Origin of the sequence: Lewinella sp. JB7 (assembly GCF_024297185.1) — a bacterium.
GTDB lineage: Bacteria > Bacteroidota > Bacteroidia > Chitinophagales > Saprospiraceae > Neolewinella.
In genome coordinates this window covers 170,133-190,429 of the sequence record NZ_JANCTD010000002.1, presented here as the reverse complement: position 1 = coordinate 190,429, position 20,297 = coordinate 170,133, and the positions used below count along the sequence as shown (strand labels likewise).

Here is a 20,297-nt window from a genome sequence, read left to right as displayed (position 1 = left end):
TTGATTAGGATAGCCGCTTAGAATCCAACGGATACGCCGAAGGTGGCCGTACGCGTCCGGAAGAAGGTATTCCGACGGTCGATACCGGGAGCGAGCGCGTTACCGTTGTCGGTGAAGCGTACGTTGGGATCCACACCGGTGTAACCGGTGATGTAGAACAAGTTCTGACCGGCGATGTACGCGCGCAGGCTGCGGAAGCCACTATTTCCGCCAAGCGTGAAGGTGTACCCGAGCTGGGCGTTATCGAGAGCCAGGAAGCTCGCGTCCTCTACGAAGGTTTGGTTCAACCGCGGGGCGGAGATGATCGACTCGTTCAGGTCGGTGAGGATGATGTTGTCGATCGGACGGCTTACGGCATTACCCAGCTGACCGTAGAAGTTACGGGGCATGTTCACCAGGTCGTGACCGAAGTCACCACGCAGGAAGAAGCTGAAATCGACGGGGCCGTAGGTGAAGCTGTTAGCAAAACCGAGGCTGAAGTCGGGCAGGCCGTTGCCCACGCGTACCCGGTCGGCATTGTTCAGCACGCCGTCGGCGGCATCGCCGATTCCGTCGCCGTTGGTGTCGACGTTGAGCGCTTCGACGTATACGTAACGACCTTCAGCCGTGGAAGCCGCTTCGTCGATGATCAGGGTGTAGAGGCCACCAAATTCCTGGCCGATCTCGATGGTCGTCACGGGGAAACCGTTCTGACCCGGAGCGCCGGGAACCGTGGAGAAAAGATCTACCGAGCCGCCATCACCGAAGTTGAATTCGGCTTCGTTGTCGTTCTGTTCGATCTTGGTATTGAAGGTACTCAGCGTCAGCTGGGGGTTCCAAGTGAACTGGCTACCCGCCGTCACATTATACCCGAGCGAGAGTTCGACACCCGTGTTTACCAGGTCGACGTTGTTCAGGTTAGCCTGTACGGTTTCGAAGAGGAAGGGGGGTGTGGGAAGTTGCGCGGAGAACAGTAGGTCACTGGTGTTGCGTACGTAGAAATCCAGCGAACCCGTCAGACGGTAATCCATGAAGGCAAAGTCAAGACCGGCGTTGAACTCACCCTTCTTTTCGAAGCGCAGGTTGGCGTTGGGGTTCGACTGGGGTGCGATCGTGGGCAGATAAACTCCGTTGACCGGGAAGAATCCTCCGGGACCGAAGGTCGCCAGGTACTCAATGTCACCGGGGGGGAGGGTTCCGGTTACGCCGTAACCTACGCGGAACTTCAGTTCGTTAGGACCCGTAAGTGCGAGTGCATCGACGAGGTCAGCGCTGGCCGAGATGGCGGGGAAAATATCCCAGCGGTTGTTGGGAGCGTTACGGCTGGTTCCGTCACGGCGAATGGACGCGGTGATGTTGTACGCCGTACCGATGCCCAAACGAGCGCGACCGAAGAAGCCGATAACTTTGTATCCGCTCTGGCTGCTGCCCAGGTTGGCGAGGCCCTCCGAAATGTCGTTGAGCGAGCCGATGAGGTTGTAGCTGAATACGTCGGAAGGCAGTCCGCGACCACCGGCGCTGAAGTTCTGGAAGTTGTATTCCTGCCAGGAGTAACCCGCCAGCAGTTCCAGATTGTTAGTCCCCAGATCGAGGTTGTACGTGGTCGTTGCTTCGAAAAGCTCGTTGCGGTTGTCATTGGCGTAGCGGCTGGCGTTGCCGAGGCGGGTGCTGGATCCACCGGCTCCCCCGTTTGCGAGACTGGTACGGCTGCCGAAGAAGCCGCCGGTATTATTCTCGCGCTGGCGGGAGTACGACAGGTTCACGACCCAGTCGTCCGTCAGGTCGTAGCCGGCCTTGAAGGAGTACAGGAGGTCGGTACGCTGCTGATTATTCTCCTGCTGTTCGGCGATGGAGACGGGGTTGATGTAGTCGAAGTTCTCCACCTGAAAGTACCCACCGTAGACGGCGTTGGCACGCGCCGCGATCGCGTCCGGCACGTTGAAACCGGCGTCTCCGATACGTACGGGGGCGGTAGGATTGTAGGTCGTGGCGAATTTGAAGACGTTGCTGTCGAAGAAGTCCGACTTGCGGTCCGTAGCGGTCACGTCCAGGCTCAGGCTGAGCTTGTCGTTGAGGGCGCGCTGCGAGATGCTCAGACGGCCGTTGAGTTGACGGAAACCGTCGTTGATAAACCCGATACCCTGAATGTCCCGGTAGTTGACCGAGGCCCGGTACGTCATGCCGTTGGCACCGCCGGAGTAGCTGAGGTTGTGAACGTGGCTGATGCCGGTACGGGTGACCAGGTCGACCCAGTCGGTATCCCCACCGTAATCGTTGGCCGCGCGGACGGCTTCGGGGGTCGGCAGATCCGGCTGATCGGGGTTCTGCGCCCGGTTCAGTTCCGCGGCGCGACCCAGTAGGCGCAGGTATTCATCGCGGTTAGCGAGTTCGGGCTGCTTGGCAACCGACTCGGCGGAGACATAGCCCCGGTAGTCCAGCTGTCCCTGCCCCTCACGGCCGCGCTTGGTAGTAACGATGATCACGCCGGCGGAGGCCTGAATACCGTAGATAGCGGCGGCAGAACCGTCCTTCAGTACGTTGATCGACTCGATGTCGGCCGGGTCCACCGTCCGGAGGTTGGCACCAACGACCCCATCGATGATGATGAGGGGGGAGGTGTTACCGCCGAAACTCGACAGGCCGCGGAGGCGAATGGTAGCGCCGTCGTTGACGTTGCCACCTACCTTGGAAATAGTCAGACCGGCGACCTTTCCCTGAATGAGCTGGGTCGGATCGTTGATGTTACCGGCGTTGAAGTCTTCCGCATCGATGGAGGTTACCGCACTGGTGACCTGCTTCTGGGTCACCGTACCGTAGCCGACCACGACGACTTCGTCGAGCAGTTCGCCGGAGGTCATCGTGACGTTGAGGGTATTCTGCCCCGTAAACGGAATGGTTTGGGTAGCGTAGCCCGTGTAGGATACGGTCAGGGATTCGGCTCCCTGCGGAACGTTGAGGGTGAAATTACCGTCGAAATCGGTCACCGTTCCGGTGGAGGTTCCGGTAACCAGGACGCTGGCACCGATCAGTGGATCACCGCTTTCCGCATCGGTTATCGTACCACTTACCGAGGTCTGCGCCATAATGGACGCCGAACCCAGCAGTACGAACAACAGAAAGAGGCAACCACGTTGGACGTGGTTAAAGTTAAGCTTCATACTAAAGTTTGTAAAAAATGTGATTGGATGGTTTACAGCAAGGGAAGTGTATGCCGCATTCGGGGTGTCCGGTGACGGACCCGCAGGTACGAGGGAAGTAACCCGGACGGAAAATCTTCGCAAGATGTGTGGTTAGTTACATGATCGAAGGTTGCCACTTCGCAGGATACTTATTCCGCCAAGGGTGCAACTTGAGGCCGCAAATGTAGGATTCCTTCGGAGATTATTCCAGACTGGATTGGTCTTTAAGGATACCCCCATTAACGTTCCTATAACGCTCCCAAACTGCAAACGCTGCCTATTGTTTACTGCTTACCTTGTTAGCGACAGCTACTAACCAAACTCGCTTGCTACTTCCGTATCCACTCCGCTCCCGCGTCCCCGCCATCCTCTTTCTGGCGTGGCTGTGCGTCGGTACGGAAGCGGTATCCGCTCAGCGCCTGGATATGAAGGTGTTGGGCAAACAACGGGTGATCGAGATCCCCTTCGACCTGGAAAACGACTTCATCGTTATCCCCATACTGCTGAACGGATCGGTGCCCCTCCGCTTCATCGTCGACACCGGCGCCGAAAATACGGTGGTCCTCGATAAGACCATCACCGATATTCTGAACGTCAGTTACCGGCGGACCTTCAAGATCCGGGGGGCGGACATCGATTCGGAACTCACCGCATACCTCGCTACGGGCGTGAACATGCGCATCTCCGACCGCCTGCTGGCCCGCAACCGCTCGGTGCTCGTGCTGGAGGAAAATTACTTCAACTTCGAGCGAATTACGGGCACCAGTATCCACGGCATCATCGGCGGCGATTTCCTGATGCGCTTCGTGGTAGAATTCGACTTCCGCCGGCAGATCATGTTTCTCCACGACCCCAGCAAGTTTCGGGTGCGGCGCGCGTTCAAGGAAGTCCCCAGCACCTTCATTCGCAACCGCCCCTACCTGAATGTCGGCATCGGCGTCTTGCGCGATAGTACGACCACCCGTCGCCTCCTGATGGACACCGGAGCCGGCCTGAGTCTCCTTATGCACACGTATCCGGATACAGCGCACCTGGACCTACCGGAGCAGACTATTCCTACCCACATTGCCAGCGGACTGGGGGGAACGGTCAGCGGCAGCGTCGGCCGCAGCCGGGTGGTGGATCTCGCCGACCGCAAAATGCGCAACGTCGTGACCTACTTCCAGGAGGTAGACACCGTGGGCCTGACCTTCTTCAACGAACGGCAGGGGATCATCGGCACCCGCATGCTCAAGCGGTTCACGGTCGCCATCGATTACGTCCGCAGGTCCGTGTACATGAAGCCCGAAGGCCGTCGCTGGAAGCAGAAGTTCTCCTACGACCGCTCGGGCCTCAGCATCCTGGCGGGCGGCAACAACCTGCACAAATACAGCATCAGTAACGTGGTACCGAGCAGCCCGGCGGACCGGGCTGGCCTCCAGGTCGGTGACCGCATCCGGGCGGTGAACGGCGTGACGGCCAGCCTGCTATCCCTGCAGAAAATCATCCAAAAGCTCGAGGGGAAACCCGGACGGAAAGTGAAGCTCCGGGTGTACCGTCACGGGAGACTACTTGATTTTACCTTTGTACTCGAAGACCTTATATAAGAACATGCGGGCGCTTCCCGCACTTACCTTGCGTACATGAAACGATTGCTCATCCTCCTCACGCTGCTCTCCTCCACCCTGCCGGCGCAGTTGATCGGGGACCGGCAGACCGGTCTGGCCAGCTACTACTCCGATGAATACAACGGGGCGGAAACCGCCTACGGCGTAACCTATAATAAGGACGAACTCGTAGCGGCCCACAAGGCCTACCCGCTGAACAGTACCGTCCGGGTGCGGAACGAGAACAATGGTAAAAGCGTCGTGGTCCGGATCATCGACAAGGGACCCTTCATCCGCGGACGCATCATCGAGCTCAGCGAACGCGCCGCCCGGGACCTCGCCATGATCGGCGAACGGACCGTTCCCGTCGAACTCACCCTACTCTCCACGCCCGACCAACAAGCCGTGGTCGAGCGCCGGCCGGAAATCGTAGCCGACCCGCCACCGCCCCGGGTAGTGGACGTGTCCCCCACTCCACCGGCAACGACTACTCTGGTGCGCCCGGCCGACGTTCCGCCAGCCGTGACGACGACCCCAAGCGTACAGGCCCGGGAGGCCGCCGTGGATACGCCCCCCGTCCGGACGGTATCACCGGCACCCACCCCCGCCAGTCCACGGCAGGACAGTAAGCCGGTCAGGACAAAGTCCTTCGCGCCCGGCACTTACCGCATAAACCTCACGGAGCCCGCCGGCGGCCGATTCGGGGTGCAGGTTGGCAGCTTCACGTCCCTGGAAAGTGCCATGGACAAGGTGATGGAGCTGCAATCCCGGTATTTTGACGATATTATGCTGCAGAAAACCGGCCGGTCGGATCAGGCAAACTATAAGGTCATTCTAGGTCCCTTCCGCGATCAGGCGAGTGCACAGAACTATGCCGGCGACCTCATGAAGCGCTACAAGATCAGCGGCTTCACCGTGACCCTGGAAGAGCGAAAGCCATAATTACTTAACACTCTTCGCATGAAGTTCCTCCTTATCCTGTCCACCGTGCTTATCCTGACCGCCTGCGTGCCCCGGAGCCAGTACGCTACCCTCGTAACGGAACGCGACTATTACCGACAGGAGGCGCTTACCGCGGACAGCATCGCCGCGGCGAGGGCGCTGACCGCCAGTGACAGTACCCAACGGGAAGCCGCCACCCAACGACGGCAGATCCGGCAGATCGAGGAACTTACGGCGACCAACATCAATCTGGAGAAGACGCTGCGGGAATTGCGCGGCACTTACGAAGATTTGCTCCAGCAAAACAGCTTGTTGTTATCGGGGACGGAAAGCGAGGTAAGCCGTCTGCAGGAGGATCTCCGCGCCCGCAGCGCCGAACTCAGCCGAGCGGAGGCCGAAGCCGAGCGGCGCGCGCGTGAACTCGCGGCGCGCGAACAGCAAGTATCAAGCCTTACCCTGGCGAATCCCTCTCGGGGAACGAGCCCGGTCGACCCGCTGAAGGACGCCGTGCTACTGACCGACCGGCTATACGATGAAGTACACCAACTGATGCTGGCGGCGGCGAATGACGGGTACCTGCTGGTCCGCCAAACCGAAAACACCCTGCAACTGAGCCTAAGCGACAGCTTGCTATTTGAGGCCGATCAGCGGATCAGCCTGGAGGGGCAGCGGCTGGTGCAGCGGTTGGCCGCGACCCTGCGCAACTATCCACGGGCCGAGTACCGACTGGTAGGTCACGCCGAAAGCAAGGAAGGCAACACCGAACTGGCCTACGAGGAGAGTTTCCGACGCGCGATGCGCGTAGCTACGGTGCTTACCACCTTCGGCATCGACGGGGGCCGCATACTGCCCGCCGGCGTGGGGTTTTACGGATCCGAAATCAGCGACTTACCCGGTGGCGGTAGTCCGGACCGGCGGACGGACCTCATCATTAGCTTTCCCGCCACCTAGCTGCCTGGCGGCGGTACCCTTCGACCAGTTGTACCACCCTACCGTAATTCAGCAGACCTTCGTGGATCCCCTGGGCCTTGAGGTAGGCCGTGTACGTTGCATCCCGCAGGGCCGGAGCCAAATCCTGGTATAGATCGCCGTTGTCGTATATCGCCTGCAGGTCATTGCGTATGCCGGGATCCAGGTCTTCGTGGCGCCAGGTCAGGTACCCCTCCGGATCAGCATAGCGCAACATGCCCGCCAGTTGCCGCCAGTAGCTTAGTTCCAGAGCATACTGTAGGGCCGGGGCTTCCGTTTCGTACCCGGCCAGGTAAGCCCAGAAGGAGCAGGTACCCTCGTCCCCGAACCCATAGGCGTGCGCGAGCTCGTGGGCCATAACGGCCGGTTTTTGCAGGGGGTGCAGGCCGGCATCAATGTGCCCTTCGGCTACCCAGGGCCAGTACACCCCGGCGGTCCCCAGACGGAGCAGTATACCCCGGGGCAATAGTTCCCACCCCCGGGGCCGTCCGGCGGATGGATAGCCGTGGCGGTGGAGGGCGGCCGCGACCAGGGGGCGCATGCTTGCTTCGAGGTCCGCGGGAAAGTCGGCTTCCGTGAGTGCGAAGCTGTCCGGACTTATCTTACGACGGTAGTCTGCCAGCCGAGTGGCCGTCGTGTACACCCGCTCCCGTAATTCCGCGACATCGGGTTGGTACTGCGAAAACCCCAGCTGAGACTCGACCGGTACGCGCCCGTAATTGAAACCCCACAACCAGAGAAAGGCGGTGATCAGTACGGCCACGAGCTGAACCGCAAGCCGGGCGGTCTGCCGCAGGATGCGTGTTTTCTCGCCCGTGCGTCCGCGGGAGGCTCGCACAAACCGGTAGATCTGCCGCCCCACCAGGAACGCGATCACCGTCCAAAACAGGAAGAACAGCGGAAAAGGTAGCCGCCCCAGTGTTGCGTCGAAGGCCACGCGGATCCCGGGGAAGAGGCGGCGACTGTACAGCGATTCCACGACTTCCGGGGGAAGCACCAATCTCAACGCGATGCTGAGCAGCGTGACGGCCAGCAACCAGCGGAGGGCGGCGGAGCGCGGGAGCAAACGGATGTCGGATGGCGTCACTTGGTCGGTTGGGGCTGTCTGAATTCAACCAATGCGGGTAAGCCGCGTTTGATTGTCGTGTAATTTGCACACAGAACGTAAATAAAACAACTTATGGCATTCCAACTCACAGACGGCAACTTCCAGCAAGAAGTCCTCGAAAAGAAGGGCATTGCCCTGGTAGACTTCTGGGCGGAATGGTGCGGACCCTGTAAAATGATCGGCCCCGTTGTCGAGGAACTCGCGAAGGACTACGACGGCAAGGCGCTCATCGCCAAGGTCGACGTCGACGAGAACGCCGAGCTGACCCAACGCTACGGCGTGCGCAATATCCCCACCATCCTTATCCTCAAGGACGGAGAAGTCGTGGACAAGCACGTCGGTTTCGCAACTAAGGAAGCGCTTGCGCAGAAGATCGAGGCCCAACTGGCTACCGCCTAGACTTACAGCATAACTCTAGCAGTCTAAGCCCCTTTATCCGATGGATAAAGGGGCTTTTTCGTGAAATACTTTGGAAACGATCTAAATAAACCCCCAATACTTCCTCCACCGGCAACCGGGCCGGGCTTCTAGCGATTTACTCTTAGATTTGGGCCCTAAGCAAAATTTAGTAGCAGCGCATGGCGACAAGCACCGCAAAACGCACCGGATCCCGAGTAGGATGGTTCGGAAAATTCCTGACCTCCAGCATCGGGCAGAAGATCATCATGTCCCTGACCGGCTTGTTTCTTATCACCTTCCTGGTCGTTCACCTCATCGGCAACCTTCAGCTCATTATGAGTAACGACGACGGCTATGCCTTCAACTCGTACGCCTACTTTATGACCAACAATCCGGTCATCAAGACGACGTCGATCTTGCTGTACGCCTTCATCGTACTGCACGCCATTCAGGGGATCCTACTGTGGTCCAAGAACCGCAAGGCCCGGGGTGAGCAACGTTACGCCGTCAAGGTCGACCGTACGGCCGGGGGCAGCAAGTCATCCATCTATATGGGTAGTCTGGGGATGGTTATCCTGGCCTTTATCATCGTCCACATGGTACAGTTCTGGGGCCAGATGCACTTCAGCGAAAGCATCGGTCCCTTCGAGGCCGAGGGCTACGAAGGCGCGAAGGACCTATACGCCCTCGTCGCGGCTACCTACGAGAACATCGGCATGGTCATCTTTTACGTGGTCGCCATGATCTTCATCGCCTTCCACTTGTGGCACGGGTTCCAGTCGGCTTTTCAGACCCTGGGGCTGAACCACAAGAAGTATACCCCGCTGATTAAAGCCGTCGGCTACGTTTACAGTGTGCTGGTGCCCCTGGGCTTCGCGGTCATCCCCATCGTTATGTATCTCCGTCACCAGGGCGTCCTTTAACCCCCCAAGAAACCAAGCGAAATGCCATTCCAATCCAACGTCCCCCCCGGTGAGCTTTCCGAGAAGTGGAAGCAGTACCGCTCATCCATGCCCCTGGTGGCGCCGAACAACAAGCGCCGCCTGGAGGTGATCATCGTGGGTACCGGCCTGGCCGGTGGAGCCGCCGCCGCCACCTTCGGTGAACTGGGGTATAAGGTGAAGGTTTTCACCTTCCACGACAGCCCGCGCCGCGCGCATTCCATTGCCGCCCAGGGAGGGATCAATGCCGCGAAGAACTACCAGAACGACGGCGACAGCATCTACCGCCTCTTCTACGACACCATCAAGGGGGGCGACTACCGCAGCCGCGAAGCCAACGTACACCGCCTGGCGGAAGTTAGCGTTAACATCATCGATCAGGCCGTCGCCCAGGGGGTTCCCTTCGCCCGGGAATACGGCGGGCTGCTTTCCAACCGCTCCTTCGGCGGTGTCCAGGTGTCGCGCACCTTTTACGCGCGCGGACAGACCGGTCAGCAGTTACTGCTCGGCGCCTACCAGTCGCTCAGCCGTCAGATCAGCCTAGGCAACGTCCAGTTATTCAACCGTCACGAGATGATCGATCTGGTCATGGAGGACGGAAAGGCACGCGGCATCATTGCCCGGAACCTCCTTACGGGGGAAACCGAGCGCCACGGTGCCCACGCCGTCGTACTCGGTACGGGAGGTTACGGCAACGTCTTCTACCTGTCGACCAACGCCATGAACTCGAATGGTTCGGCCGCCTGGCGGGCCGTCAAGCAGGGTGCCTATATGGCCAACCCCTGCTTCACCCAGATCCACCCGACCTGTATCCCTGTATCCGGCGAATACCAGTCGAAACTCACGCTTATGTCGGAGTCACTGCGCAACGACGGACGCGTATGGGTGCCCAAGAGTCAGGAGGACGCGGCCGCCATCCGGGAGGGACGCAAAACCGGCCTCGATATTGCCGAGCAGGATCGCGATTACTACCTCGAACGGCGCTACCCCGCCTTCGGTAATCTCGTGCCCCGCGACGTCGCCAGCCGGGCCGCCAAGACGGCCTGCGACGAAGGACTCGGCGTAAGCCCCACCGGGCTGGCCGTGTACCTGGACTTCGACGCCGCCATTCAGCGCTACGGCAAGTCCCGCGCCCACAGTCTTAATGAGTACAACGCCGACGACCTGCGCATTCGTGAACTGGGCGTAGCGGTGATCGAGGAGAAGTACGGCAACCTCTTCGAGATGTACGAGAAGATCACCGGAGAGGACCCCTACGTGATGCCGATGAAGATCTATCCCGCCGTGCACTACACCATGGGCGGTCTGTGGGTCGACTACAATTTGCAAACCAACGTCCCCGGCCTGTTCGCGATCGGCGAAGCCAACTTCAGCGATCACGGCGCCAACCGCCTCGGAGCCTCCGCGCTGATGCAGGGATTGGCCGACGGGTACTTCGTACTACCCTACACCATCGGCACCTACCTCTCCCAGGAGATCCGCAACCCCGTAGTGGACCCCGACGGTCCGGCCTTCCGGGCCGCGGAAGCCAAGTCCCAGGAGCGGATCGACCGCCTGATGAACATCAACGGAACCAAATCGGCCGAAGCCTTCCACCGTGAGCTCGGCAAGATCATGTGGGAATACTGCGGCATGGCCCGCAACGCCGAAGGCCTGCGGAAGGGGCGGAAAATGATCCGGGAACTGCGCCAGGAATTCTGGTCCAACGTCTACGTTCCCGGACGGATCAAGGAGTACAACCCCGAGTTGGAAAAGGCTCTGCGGGTCGCCGACTTCCTCGAACTGGGCGAACTCATGATGCTTGACGCGCTGGACCGTAACGAGAGCTGTGGCGGCCACTTCCGGGAGGAATACCAATCGGAAGACGGCGAGGCCCTGCGGCGCGACGACGAGTACGCCTACGTAAGCGCCTGGGAATGGGACGATACCGAGCCCGTCCTGCACAAGGAAGAACTGATTTTTGAGAACGTGGAGCTGAAGACCAGATCCTACAAATAGACTATCATGGAAAATATGAAACTCAAGCTCCGGATCTGGCGCCAGGGGGGCAAATTCCCCCAGGGTAAGTTTGTTGACTACGAGCTGGATGGGGTGAACGATCACATGTCGTTCCTCGAGATGCTGGACGTACTCAACGAAAAGCTGATCAACAAAAAAGAAGATCCGATCGCCTTCGAGCACGACTGTCGGGAGGGAATCTGTGGAACCTGTTCGCTGGTCATTAACGGTTACCCCCACGGCCCCATGCAACAGACGACCGCCTGTCAGTTGCACATGCGCCACTTCCGCGATGGTGACACCATCACTATCGAACCGTGGCGTTCCCGGGCCTTCCCCATCGTAAAGGATCTCGTCGTAAACCGCGACTCCTTCGACCGCATCATTCAGGCCGGCGGGTTCATCAGCGTAGACACCGGTCAGGCCCAGGACGGTAACGCTATTCCCATCGAGAAAGACCAGGCCTCCCATGCCTTCGACGCCGCCACGTGCATCGGATGCGGAGCCTGCGTTGCGGCCTGCCCAAACGCCTCCGCCATGCTGTTCGTCGGGGCGAAAGTGAGTCACCTCGCGCAGGTGCCCCAGGGTAAGGTGGAAGCCGACAGCCGGGTCCAGCGGATGATCGCTCAGCACGATGCCGAAGGATTCGGACGCTGCTCCAACATCACGGCCTGCGAAGCGGAATGCCCCAAAGGCATATCGGTGGAACACATCGCCCGTCTCAACCGCCAGTACATCGCCTCCACCCTCGGCAGCGAGAAGGTGGCCAACTAAAACGGGATACTTCGTCCCCGCTTAAGAACGCACGCCGGTTTCGGCGTGCGTTTTTTTGTGGTTCACGGCCTCGGTTATCAGCACGAGACCGATCCCTCCCACGAAGATCAACAGATGCCACGGCCAGGACAGGGGTTGCTCCCCCAGGTGAACGAAGGTGACCGGCTCCCTCAGCTTCACACCCGCCGATTTAAGCGCGGCGATGACCCGGGTCGGATCGGGAGGTCTTTCTACGGTACCCCTCAGGTCGTCCGGGGCAAACGATGCAGGGGGAGCATCCGCCTTGATCCAAAAGATTAGGTGCCCGTGGACAGGCCGTTCGGTGATCCCCGCCAGGACAAACAGGCGTATCTCCGAAGTACCGCTGGTAACGGAATCCATGGCTACCTCGCGGATTTCGGTACCGGTGACGCGAATGTAATCCGCATCACCAACCCCCTGTCGGGTATCCTCAATGCTGACCTCCCGCAAGTGATGGGTACCGAACTGACTACTGATCAATCCATTACAACCGCTGATCATAAAGATCAGACCAAGTGCTATAAAGAGGACGCGCCACATCGGGTAAAAGTACCGAAGTCGGCGTTCTTGCTTACTGGACCTTGAAGTTGTAGCTGATGCGACCACACTGCTCGGCCGGGGCCATCTGATCGGCAACGAAGCGCCACTTCCGGGCGTTGTTGCGCGCGGCGGCTACCAGGGAGGGATCCGCGGTGCTGCTACCGTTCTGGGTGTAGTCCGCTTTCGTGATCTGACCCTGGGGATTGACGCAGACCTCGATGACGACCGTTCCGGAAACCTGGGAATTTTCCTGTACCGGGGGGCTGGCCAGTACGCCGCGACCGCCTAGACCACCGCTTACGCGGCCGCTGCCGGTGGAAATTCCGCTTAGTCGGTCCGCATTAGGATCTCCGTTGTCGACCCCCTGATTACCAGACTGGCCGGTATTACCGCGGCCGCCACCCGATCCGAAGGCTCCTCCTAATTGGCCCTTCAGGGCATCGGCTTCCGCCTGGCGTTTGCGTTCCGCTTCGGCGGCGGCGGCGGCCCGAGCGGCGGCGGCTTCCTCCTGACGGCGGCGTTCGGCGGCTTCTTCCTGTTGCCGGCGACGTTCCTGATCGGCTTCCGCCTTACGACGCCGGTCCTCGGCCTGGCGGGCGGCTTCTTCCCGGGCTTTCTGCTTGCGTAATTCTATGGCGGCAGGATCCTCCGTTACGACCACCTGTCGCTGTTCCGGCTTAGGTTCAGGTTTAGCGGCGGGCGGGGGTGGCGGCGGGGTCGCGGGAGCGGTGGGAGCAGGTTCCGGTTTAGGCTCCGGCTTGGGCTGTGCGGGTGCGGCGGCGTTTTCGGTTCCCTGTCCGGCATCGACAAAACCCAGGTTCACCAGTATGCCGGGCTGGCCGGGGGGTGGATTCTGAAAGAAGAAGATTGGCGCCAGGAGTAGGGCTACGATCAATAAGAAGCCGACGGTGGCCGTGATCTTACCCGCGCGGTCTCCGCGCAGCTCGCTTTCGCTGAGGATGGTGTTCATGGTCTGCTGTTTTCTACTGCCTTTGATGCAGAACAGATTTAAATTACATAATAGTGTACACCGTGACTCGATTGAGGGTTTGGTAACACAATTTCATTGACCGGTACCCTAGTCCACGACCGGAGCAAGACGCCTCGCTTCCCAGATGAGCCAGCCGATCAGAAATACCTGCAATGCCAGCCGGAATACGGCGATGGGTTTAGAACCGATGACCGGCCGCTCCCGCAGCAGATCGATCACGTGCAGGGGTAAAAATAAGAGCATGAGCCCCGCCGCACCGTATAGCCCGTACAGGCGGCTTTGCGGCCACAACATCGCCACGCCTACGATCACTTCGGCGACACCCCCCACCGCGTTTGCCAGCGGTTTGGGAAACCAGGAAGGCATGAACGCGAAGTAGAACTGGGGATTCACGAAGTGATAGATTCCCGCAGCGATCAGCACGAGGGCGAATCCATAGGCGAAGATGGTCATACGGAGGATTTAATTATCGATTCCGATCCGGTGACCGATAATGAGTTCTAACTGAATTTCGTCTACCCGGGTATTGAGGTTATCTGTGGCGTCGGCACTCGGGAGGTAAGATCCGGCGAGGGCCGCGTAATTCCGCCGCCCATTGGCCCCCAAGGCAAGTCGGCCACGGATACGGGGACTGACACGAAGGCGTTCGATCTCCCGGCTGCCGTCCGTTTGATCGTAGTCAATGAAACGAACCTCCGGGCCGGCAATGAGCAGCGGAGTGGCAAAGAATAATTTGCCGAACACAAAGGTATGGGCGTACCCAAGTCCTACACCCAATTTTGTCTGGGAGAAACGGTCGATCGTCGTGGTACCGGTACCCCGCAACGGAAGGGTCAGGCTATCGGCCGTAAGTATTTGACGGTGAATAACGCCGCCGAGTAGCAGCGAGCCCGAGCTACGCAGTTGCCGGTTGCGCAATTTAAAACTGGACCGCAGACTGAACTGGCGGTTGTTCAGAATACGGAACCCAAACAATAAGGCATTAAAAAATCGAATATCGTCGCGAAATACCGTTTCCTCCCCGGAGGACTCCCGTTCGAAGCCGGTCGTCCGACGGAGGTTGGCATTCAGGTAGAACTTGTCCCGGTAAAACTGGATGTTCACGCCGAGGGACTTGGCTTCCCCCAATTCGGAATCCGTACCCAGATCACTGAGCGGGATGCTGAAGGTATAGCCCACCCACTTATACCGGCCACCAAGCCGCAGAGCTAGACCACGGTTATTCAGTTTAAGGGTTTCTCGACTGCCCACGGAAAAGGAAGCGGAATTATCGCGGAACCGCAAACCACCATTTACCCGCGTGGTACTGGCAAACGTCTCCACGAAGGATGAATCGACCTGGGCGGATCCTTCCGCAAGAAAAAGCAGACCCGCCAGTAGCAGGACGACTTTACTTACCATGTTCTTTGTGGAGGTAGTCCAGCGCTAAATTCGTGTAGAGCTGTACGCCATACTTCAGTCCCCGATCGTCAACGACGAAGTCCGGGGTGTGGTGGCCGGGGGCGTCGGCCGGATCCATGGAGGGGTCCATACCGCCGAGAAATACGAACAAGCTGGGTACCTCGCGGGCGAAGAAAGAGAAGTCTTCGGCACCCGTGATCGGCCGCACCAGGTGCACGTTCTCCGCTCCCATCGTTGCCTCCAGGGTGGGCAGCATCCGGTCCGTCATGGCGGGATCGTTGTACGTGACGGGGTAGCCGTCGTTGATGACGACTTCCGCTTCCGCCCCGCTGCTGGCCGCAATGTTGGTGGCGGTCTGCCGGATGCGGTCGAATATTTCGGCTTTCATGTCCTCGTCCAGCGTACGGATGGTTCCGATCATGGTGACCTCCTCGGGAATGATATTATTCCGAACACCGCCCTGGATCTTGCCGACGCTAATGATGGCCGGTTCCTTGGTGAGCTCCGTCTGCCGGGCAACGATCATCTGCAGGCCCGTCACGATTTGGGCGGCGGCCGTGATGGGATCCACTCCGGACCAGGGAGCGGAGCCGTGGGCCTGTTTCCCCTTAACGGTGATGGTGAAGCTGTTACTGGCCGCCATGGCACCGCCGGGTTTGTAATTTACGTGTCCGATCGGCGTTTGGGAGTTGATGTGAATTCCGAAGGCGGCCTCCACGCCGTAATCTTTCAGTACCCCCTCCTTAACCATAAGCTCGGCTCCTCCTTCTTCTCCCTCCGGAGCACCTTCTTCGGCGGGTTGAAACAGAAATACGATCGTACCGGGGATGTCAGCCTTCTGCCGGGTGAGCACCTCGGCAGCTCCCATGAGCATCGCCACGTGGGTATCGTGCCCGCAGGCATGCATCACCCCGACCTCCTCGCCACGGTATTCTCCTTTGGCCTTGCTGGCGTAGGGTATTTCGGCCCGCTCGGTGACCGGCAGGGCATCGATATCGGCGCGCAGGGCTACCACTCCGCCGGGTTTGCCGCCGCGCAGCACACCGACGACGCCCGTATGGGCTACGTTGCGGTGGACCTCCAGGCCGAGTGATTCCAAATGATCGGCGATGTATTTCCCCGTCTCGTATTCCCGGTTGCTGAGTTCCGGGTACTGATGTACGTGATGTCGCCATTCAATCACCCGGTCCTCGATGGTCGCGGCGGCGTCCGCGGTGGAGGAATAATTTGTCTGGGCGGTCAGGCTCAGTGCAAGCAGCAGAGCGAACGGAGTCAGTACGGGGCGCATGTATTCGGTTTCGGTTGGTTATCCGCGAAAGATACGCATTCGGACTACTTAGCAGACCTTGTCCGCGCAGGCCGAGGAGGCAAAGGCATCGGGTTTGGCCTTGAATACGAAACCCATACCCAGAATGTACCCCATCGCTTCCTTCAACGCCACGTTACTCTGAAAGTGGGGGTCGGTATTGATGTCGGCGTGCACTTCCAACTCCACGTCGTGCTTGTCCAGGATGCCGCAGAGTGCATACGCGATCTCAACCGAATGGCCGACCTCCAGGATCATTCGCTCGCGCAGACTCATCGTCATTTCGCTTTTATAGTTGGCGATGAACATGAATCCGCCGCGCTTTTCCCGTAGGAAGACGATGACGGTGGCAAATTCCACGATCTTACCCCGGACCTGGCTGTCCGTACCTATACAAACCTTGAGGCGGTGCCCGTCTGCCCGTTCCCGGACGATGGTCGCCTCAACGGCTTCCGCAATGGGTTGTACGATTCGGCGACCATCGTACCGTCGCCACTTCATTTCGGTTAAAGCCTTCGTGTTCATGGGGTTGCGGTTGTTCCGTTCATATCCGTGAAGATAACCGAACCGGGGCGGTGGTAAGTTGCCTGGATGTTAAGTTACCGACATATCCCCCGGACTTCGTTTACCATCACCCGGCCACCGCCGCCGGTAGCTGCCGCGGTAGTTGCACGTTATCGTTGAATGGAGTTACTTTACCCTAATGCGGGAGAGCCAAGAAAAAGCGACGTCGACACCCTCCTTTAAGTTCAGGGAACTGAAGGTTTATAATTCCACGGAGTACCTCTGGGATAACGCGAAGAAGTACCGTCAGGTCTTCGATGGGCACGAAACCGCATACGTGTACTCCGAACTGTCGCTGTACAACAAGCGCTTCGACGAGGAGGACTGGTCCCTGCACGTAGATCTGAAGTGTTATTTAGTCACCGACCAGGGAAAAACGGAAGTGTGCGCGCTGTCGGTCGATAAGGAAGTGAGTCGGTTCGACCACATCGTGTACCTACGGGAGGGATGGGGCAATCAGAAGAAAGGCACTTTTTGGAAGGCCGGCATTTACTACTGGGAAGCCATCGTGGACGGGCAAAAGATCGGAAAGAAGTATTTCTACGTCATCGAATCGGCTCCATCCCGCGAAGTGGATGAGGACGACGACGATGACGTGGTGCGGGTCGCGGACAAGTACCTGAAACTACTTTCGGTCAAACTGTACGAAGGGCCCTACGATGACGTCAGTGAGGAAGACCGGCTCTACTTGCGGCAGTTTTCCAGTCAGGAAACGCGTTACATCTACGTCGAGCTGCTCCTGCAGAACCTGCAGCGGGAACAGGACTGGCACCTCGAGCTCTTCACCAAGTTTCAGAACGAGGCCCGGGAAGTGAAGGGGCAGGTGGTCCGCCTGCAGCAAATTAAGGTCGATCAGGAAACCGTAAAGGTCACCGCCGGCTGGGGCGCGGCCAACCCCAACTTGTGGCGGGAGGATAATTACACCGCCGACATTGTTTTCCTCGATTGCCTGCTGGCTTCCGTAAAATTCAGCGTTCAGGACGAGGCGGTAACCGGCTATCCGGCCGTCTACCTACCGGGAAGCGACCGCCCGGCGGTGCTCAACGCCGAGGACGAGGAATCCGGAACATTCGAAGAGATAATGGGCAAACTAGACGCCCTGATCGGTCTGCACGAAGTCAAGCAACAGATGCGGGACCACGCAGTGTATATACAGTTCCTCCAGTTGCGACAACAGCGGGGCTTCGCCATGGACACCGGCATCGACGTACACGCGGTCTTTAGCGGTAACCCGGGCACGGGTAAAACGACGGTCGCCCGAATGATGGGAAAGCTCTACAAGAAGATGGGCTTACTCAGCAACGGACACACCGTAGTGGCCGACCGCGTCGATTTAGTCGGGGAGTACATTGGGCAGACGGCACCGAAAACGCGGGAAGTCATCGAGAGCGCACGGGGCGGGGTGCTGTTCATCGACGAAGCATACTCACTGGCCCGCAGCAATGACGACGGCAAGGACTTCGGTCGTGAGGTCATTGAAATCCTGGTCAAGGAAATGTCGAATGGCCGGGGGGACCTGGCGGTGATCGTCGCCGGCTACACCGAGGAGATGACCCGCTTCCTGGACAGCAACACCGGACTTAAGTCCCGCTTTAAGCATCACTACGAATTTCGGAACTTCCTGCCCCAGGAACTGAGCCGTATCGCGGACTACGCAGCCAAACAACTGGGAGTAAAACTAACGCTGGAAGCCAAGGCCCTGATCGACGAAACGATCACCCAGGCCTTCCGCGACCGCGACCGCACTTTCGGCAACGCGCGCTACGTGCACGACCTGGTTGAAAAAGTGAAAATACAGATGGCCCTGCGCCTCATGTCCCGCGACGAAACCGGAGCCAGTCTCAGCGACGATCACCTGAGCACCATCGAAGCCACCGACGTGCGTAAGATCAAACTGCTCTACAATCAGGAGCGTCCGGCCATTCCGGTCAACGAACCCCTCCTGGCCGCCACCCTGGCCGAACTTGACGGGCTGGTCGGTATGGACAACATCAAGGACCAACTGAACGAACTCGTCAGCCTGGTCCGGTACTACCGTAAGACCAGTCGCGACGTGCTCAACGCCTTCCAGCTCCACACGGTACTGGTGGGCAATCCGGGGACGGGAAAGACCACGATCGCCCGTATTCTCGCTACGCTCTACAATGCGTTAGGCATCCTCGAACGCGGCCACATCGTGGAAACGGATCGTCAGGGACTGGTGGCGGGCTACGTGGGCCAGACGGCGGAAAAGACGGCAAAGGTGATCGAGGAAGCCCTGGGGGGAGTCTTATTTATCGACGAGGCGTACTCTCTCACCCAACTAAAAACGTCCCAGCGGGGTGACTTCGGCGACGAAGCCGTCCAAACCCTGCTGAAACGGATGGAGGACCAGCGCGGTGAATTTTTCGTTTGCGTAGCCGGCTATCCAGATAATATGGACGCCTTTTTGAAGGCCAACCCCGGCCTGAGCAGCCGTTTCGACAAGGTGTTGCGCTTTGAGGATTACACCCCCACGCAGCTCACGGAGATCGCCGAGCGGATGTTCGGTCAGCGACAGGCACAACTAACCGGTCCGGCCCGTACGCACTTGTCCAATTACCTCGCCTTTCTGTATAAGTACCGGGATGCTTATTTCGGCAACGCGCGCACGGTACGCCAGATCGTCGTCGACGTTTTACGGCGACACGACCTACGACAAGCTTCCGGCGGTACTACCCAGTCCGGCAAGCAGACCCGCATTCTCAAGGCGGACGTCGAGCACCTCAAACTGGACACGAAGGAACTGTCCATCCAGCGCAAACGGATCGGATTCTAGAATTGGGTGAAGACGCTTTCGGGCACTTCGTCCAGCACCTCGATATCGGAAAGCTGAAACCGTCCGCCACGGTCGCCCGAGAGCATAATGCCGTTGTAGTCCCGGTACCCATTAAATGGAGTTTCCATGGCGGGCGCCTCGTCGGTGGCACTGCGGAAGAACTGCCAGGTATTGATGCGGTAATTCTCCTTGTCCACGTACAGGCGGTACCGGTTACCCGGCGTATCACCGACCTCGTTGAAGGTAAGCTCCAGGATCTCTGATGGTCGCTTCTGTTGGGGATCGGTTTCCTCCCCGACGTACTTGAGCGTGACGCCGCTGTCCTTCAGCTTGAAGGGCTGAACCAGCCAGTAGCTGTCGTTGATCCACATGGAGTTGGCGGACTGCAGGTAAATAGCCAGGCTGTTGGGGTTGGTCATTTCGACCCCTTCCTTACGCACGGCGCCGGTGAGGTCGTCGTCGCTGTAATCCAGTAAGTAGATCATTTCCTTTTCGGGCACTTCGATACGTACCCGGTCTTCCTCCTTATCCCAGGTGAGGGTGCGTACGCCAAAAAAGGTCCATTTCAAGAAGCGCGCCTCATCGTAGGCGCGGCGTCCGCCGTGGTATTTCACTACGCTGTCGGCAATGGCAATAGCCTTCGCATCCGACCCCCGCTCGTCGAATCCCTCCGCCGCCGGGTTCTCGTCCGTGACCGTCACGGTTTCGGTGGTGGGTTCGATGTCCCCCGGTGAACACGCGGCGATAAATAGCAATAGCAGGAGGGAGGTAAGGGAGAGGAGTTGTTTCATAGCGGCCATAA

17 protein-coding genes are annotated in these 20,297 nt (G+C 59.0%); 8 read left to right on the top strand and 9 right to left on the bottom strand.

Annotation, left to right across the window (positions count from 1 at the left end):
* Nucleotides 1–17: 17 nt before the first annotated feature.
* The gene (locus NMA52_RS04385; protein ID WP_254826429.1) at nt 18–3,137 is read right to left on the bottom strand and encodes a SusC/RagA family TonB-linked outer membrane protein; all 3,120 of its coding nucleotides are present in this window, start codon (nt 3,135–3,137) and stop codon (nt 18–20) included.
* 347 nt (nt 3,138–3,484) lie between these two features.
* Between NMA52_RS04385 and NMA52_RS04380 the strand changes: the two genes are divergently transcribed.
* From NMA52_RS04380 to NMA52_RS04370, 3 genes are read left to right on the top strand one after another with little or no spacing between them, the layout of a single operon-like run.
* Nucleotides 3,485–4,744 (top strand): PDZ domain-containing protein, encoded by a 1,260-nt coding sequence (locus tag NMA52_RS04380; RefSeq protein WP_254826428.1) that lies wholly within the window; start codon nt 3,485–3,487, stop codon nt 4,742–4,744.
* A gap of 36 nt (nt 4,745–4,780) precedes the next feature.
* A complete protein-coding gene (locus NMA52_RS04375) occupies nt 4,781–5,686 on the top strand; it encodes a septal ring lytic transglycosylase RlpA family protein (RefSeq protein WP_254826427.1) in 906 nt (301 codons plus the stop codon).
* Nucleotides 5,687–5,704: 18 nt separating this feature from the next.
* A complete protein-coding gene (locus NMA52_RS04370) occupies nt 5,705–6,637 on the top strand; it encodes an OmpA family protein (protein WP_254826426.1) in 933 nt (310 codons plus the stop codon).
* Here NMA52_RS04370 and NMA52_RS04365 read toward each other — a convergent pair.
* Nucleotides 6,618–7,742 carry a DUF3810 family protein gene (locus NMA52_RS04365; RefSeq protein ID WP_254826425.1) on the bottom strand — a complete coding sequence of 375 codons (1,125 nt, stop codon included), beginning with the start codon at nt 7,740–7,742 and terminating at the stop codon, nt 6,618–6,620. The two genes, NMA52_RS04370 and NMA52_RS04365, sit on opposite strands and share 20 nt — an antisense overlap.
* A 93-nt stretch (nt 7,743–7,835) precedes the next feature.
* Here NMA52_RS04365 and trxA point away from each other — a divergent pair, with 93 nt between their 5' ends.
* From trxA to NMA52_RS04345, 4 genes are all read left to right on the top strand, one after another.
* Nucleotides 7,836–8,162, top strand: coding sequence for a thioredoxin (trxA, locus tag NMA52_RS04360; RefSeq protein WP_254826424.1), 327 nt, complete (start codon nt 7,836–7,838; stop codon nt 8,160–8,162).
* Between the two features lie 179 nt (nt 8,163–8,341).
* Nucleotides 8,342–9,085, top strand: a complete 744-nt coding sequence (locus NMA52_RS04355; RefSeq protein ID WP_254826423.1) for a succinate dehydrogenase cytochrome b subunit — start codon at nt 8,342–8,344, stop codon at nt 9,083–9,085.
* A gap of 21 nt (nt 9,086–9,106) precedes the next feature.
* The gene (locus NMA52_RS04350; RefSeq protein ID WP_254826422.1) at nt 9,107–11,101 is read left to right on the top strand and encodes a fumarate reductase/succinate dehydrogenase flavoprotein subunit; all 1,995 of its coding nucleotides are present in this window, start codon (nt 9,107–9,109) and stop codon (nt 11,099–11,101) included.
* A 6-nt stretch (nt 11,102–11,107) separates the two neighbouring features.
* Nucleotides 11,108–11,875, top strand: a complete 768-nt coding sequence (locus NMA52_RS04345; RefSeq protein WP_371930940.1) for a succinate dehydrogenase/fumarate reductase iron-sulfur subunit — start codon at nt 11,108–11,110, stop codon at nt 11,873–11,875.
* Nucleotides 11,876–11,896: 21 nt separating this feature from the next.
* Here NMA52_RS04345 and NMA52_RS04340 read toward each other — a convergent pair whose 3' ends face one another.
* The 6 genes from NMA52_RS04340 to NMA52_RS04315 all read right to left on the bottom strand — a co-directional run bounded on the left by NMA52_RS04340 (nt 11,897) and on the right by NMA52_RS04315 (nt 16,659).
* Complete coding sequence (locus NMA52_RS04340; RefSeq protein ID WP_254826420.1) at nt 11,897–12,436, bottom strand: hypothetical protein; 540 nt, start codon at nt 12,434–12,436, stop codon at nt 11,897–11,899.
* A 31-nt stretch (nt 12,437–12,467) separates the two neighbouring features.
* On the bottom strand, nt 12,468–13,406 hold the full coding sequence (locus NMA52_RS04335; protein WP_254826419.1) for an energy transducer TonB: 939 nt from the start codon (nt 13,404–13,406) through the stop codon (nt 12,468–12,470).
* A 108-nt stretch (nt 13,407–13,514) separates the two neighbouring features.
* Nucleotides 13,515–13,880 (bottom strand): MauE/DoxX family redox-associated membrane protein, encoded by a 366-nt coding sequence (locus tag NMA52_RS04330; RefSeq protein ID WP_254826418.1) that lies wholly within the window; start codon nt 13,878–13,880, stop codon nt 13,515–13,517.
* Between the two features lie 9 nt (nt 13,881–13,889).
* Nucleotides 13,890–14,828 (bottom strand): DUF4421 family protein, encoded by a 939-nt coding sequence (locus NMA52_RS04325; RefSeq protein ID WP_254826417.1) that lies wholly within the window; start codon nt 14,826–14,828, stop codon nt 13,890–13,892.
* On the bottom strand, nt 14,818–16,116 hold the full coding sequence (locus NMA52_RS04320) for an amidohydrolase (protein WP_254826416.1): 1,299 nt from the start codon (nt 16,114–16,116) through the stop codon (nt 14,818–14,820). The genes NMA52_RS04325 and NMA52_RS04320 overlap by 11 nt, the downstream gene beginning before the upstream one ends.
* 48 nt (nt 16,117–16,164) lie before the next feature.
* On the bottom strand, nt 16,165–16,659 hold the full coding sequence (locus NMA52_RS04315) for a ribonuclease H-like YkuK family protein (protein WP_254826415.1): 495 nt from the start codon (nt 16,657–16,659) through the stop codon (nt 16,165–16,167).
* Between the two features lie 178 nt (nt 16,660–16,837).
* Here NMA52_RS04315 and NMA52_RS04310 point away from each other — a divergent pair, with 178 nt between their 5' ends.
* Nucleotides 16,838–19,495, top strand: coding sequence for an AAA family ATPase (locus NMA52_RS04310; RefSeq protein WP_254826414.1), 2,658 nt, complete (start codon nt 16,838–16,840; stop codon nt 19,493–19,495).
* On the opposite strand, the gene NMA52_RS04305 is transcribed toward NMA52_RS04310, so the two are convergent.
* Entirely contained in the window at nt 19,492–20,295 is an 804-nt protein-coding gene (locus NMA52_RS04305) for a hypothetical protein (protein WP_254826413.1), read from the bottom strand. The genes NMA52_RS04310 and NMA52_RS04305 overlap by 4 nt on opposite strands.
* Nucleotides 20,296–20,297: the final 2 nt, after the last annotated feature.

What these genes read in the sequence shown, in the direction of transcription:
- NMA52_RS04385 (WP_254826429.1), bottom strand. Translation starts at nt 3,137, where the DNA reads ATGAAGCTTAACTTTAACCACGTCCAACGTGGTTGCCTCTTTCTGTTG.
- NMA52_RS04375 (WP_254826427.1), top strand. Translation starts at nt 4,781, where the DNA reads ATGAAACGATTGCTCATCCTCCTCACGCTGCTCTCCTCCACCCTGCCG.
- NMA52_RS04370 (WP_254826426.1), top strand. Translation starts at nt 5,705, where the DNA reads ATGAAGTTCCTCCTTATCCTGTCCACCGTGCTTATCCTGACCGCCTGC.
- trxA (WP_254826424.1), top strand. Translation starts at nt 7,836, where the DNA reads ATGGCATTCCAACTCACAGACGGCAACTTCCAGCAAGAAGTCCTCGAA.
- NMA52_RS04355 (WP_254826423.1), top strand. Translation starts at nt 8,342, where the DNA reads ATGGCGACAAGCACCGCAAAACGCACCGGATCCCGAGTAGGATGGTTC.
- NMA52_RS04350 (WP_254826422.1), top strand. Translation starts at nt 9,107, where the DNA reads ATGCCATTCCAATCCAACGTCCCCCCCGGTGAGCTTTCCGAGAAGTGG.
- NMA52_RS04345 (WP_371930940.1), top strand. Translation starts at nt 11,108, where the DNA reads ATGGAAAATATGAAACTCAAGCTCCGGATCTGGCGCCAGGGGGGCAAA.
- NMA52_RS04340 (WP_254826420.1), bottom strand. Translation starts at nt 12,436, where the DNA reads ATGTGGCGCGTCCTCTTTATAGCACTTGGTCTGATCTTTATGATCAGC.
- NMA52_RS04335 (WP_254826419.1), bottom strand. Translation starts at nt 13,406, where the DNA reads ATGAACACCATCCTCAGCGAAAGCGAGCTGCGCGGAGACCGCGCGGGT.
- NMA52_RS04330 (WP_254826418.1), bottom strand. Translation starts at nt 13,880, where the DNA reads ATGACCATCTTCGCCTATGGATTCGCCCTCGTGCTGATCGCTGCGGGA.
- NMA52_RS04325 (WP_254826417.1), bottom strand. Translation starts at nt 14,828, where the DNA reads ATGGTAAGTAAAGTCGTCCTGCTACTGGCGGGTCTGCTTTTTCTTGCG.
- NMA52_RS04320 (WP_254826416.1), bottom strand. Translation starts at nt 16,116, where the DNA reads ATGCGCCCCGTACTGACTCCGTTCGCTCTGCTGCTTGCACTGAGCCTG.
- NMA52_RS04315 (WP_254826415.1), bottom strand. Translation starts at nt 16,659, where the DNA reads ATGAACACGAAGGCTTTAACCGAAATGAAGTGGCGACGGTACGATGGT.
- NMA52_RS04310 (WP_254826414.1), top strand. Translation starts at nt 16,838, where the DNA reads ATGCGGGAGAGCCAAGAAAAAGCGACGTCGACACCCTCCTTTAAGTTC.
- NMA52_RS04305 (WP_254826413.1), bottom strand. Translation starts at nt 20,295, where the DNA reads ATGGCCGCTATGAAACAACTCCTCTCCCTTACCTCCCTCCTGCTATTG.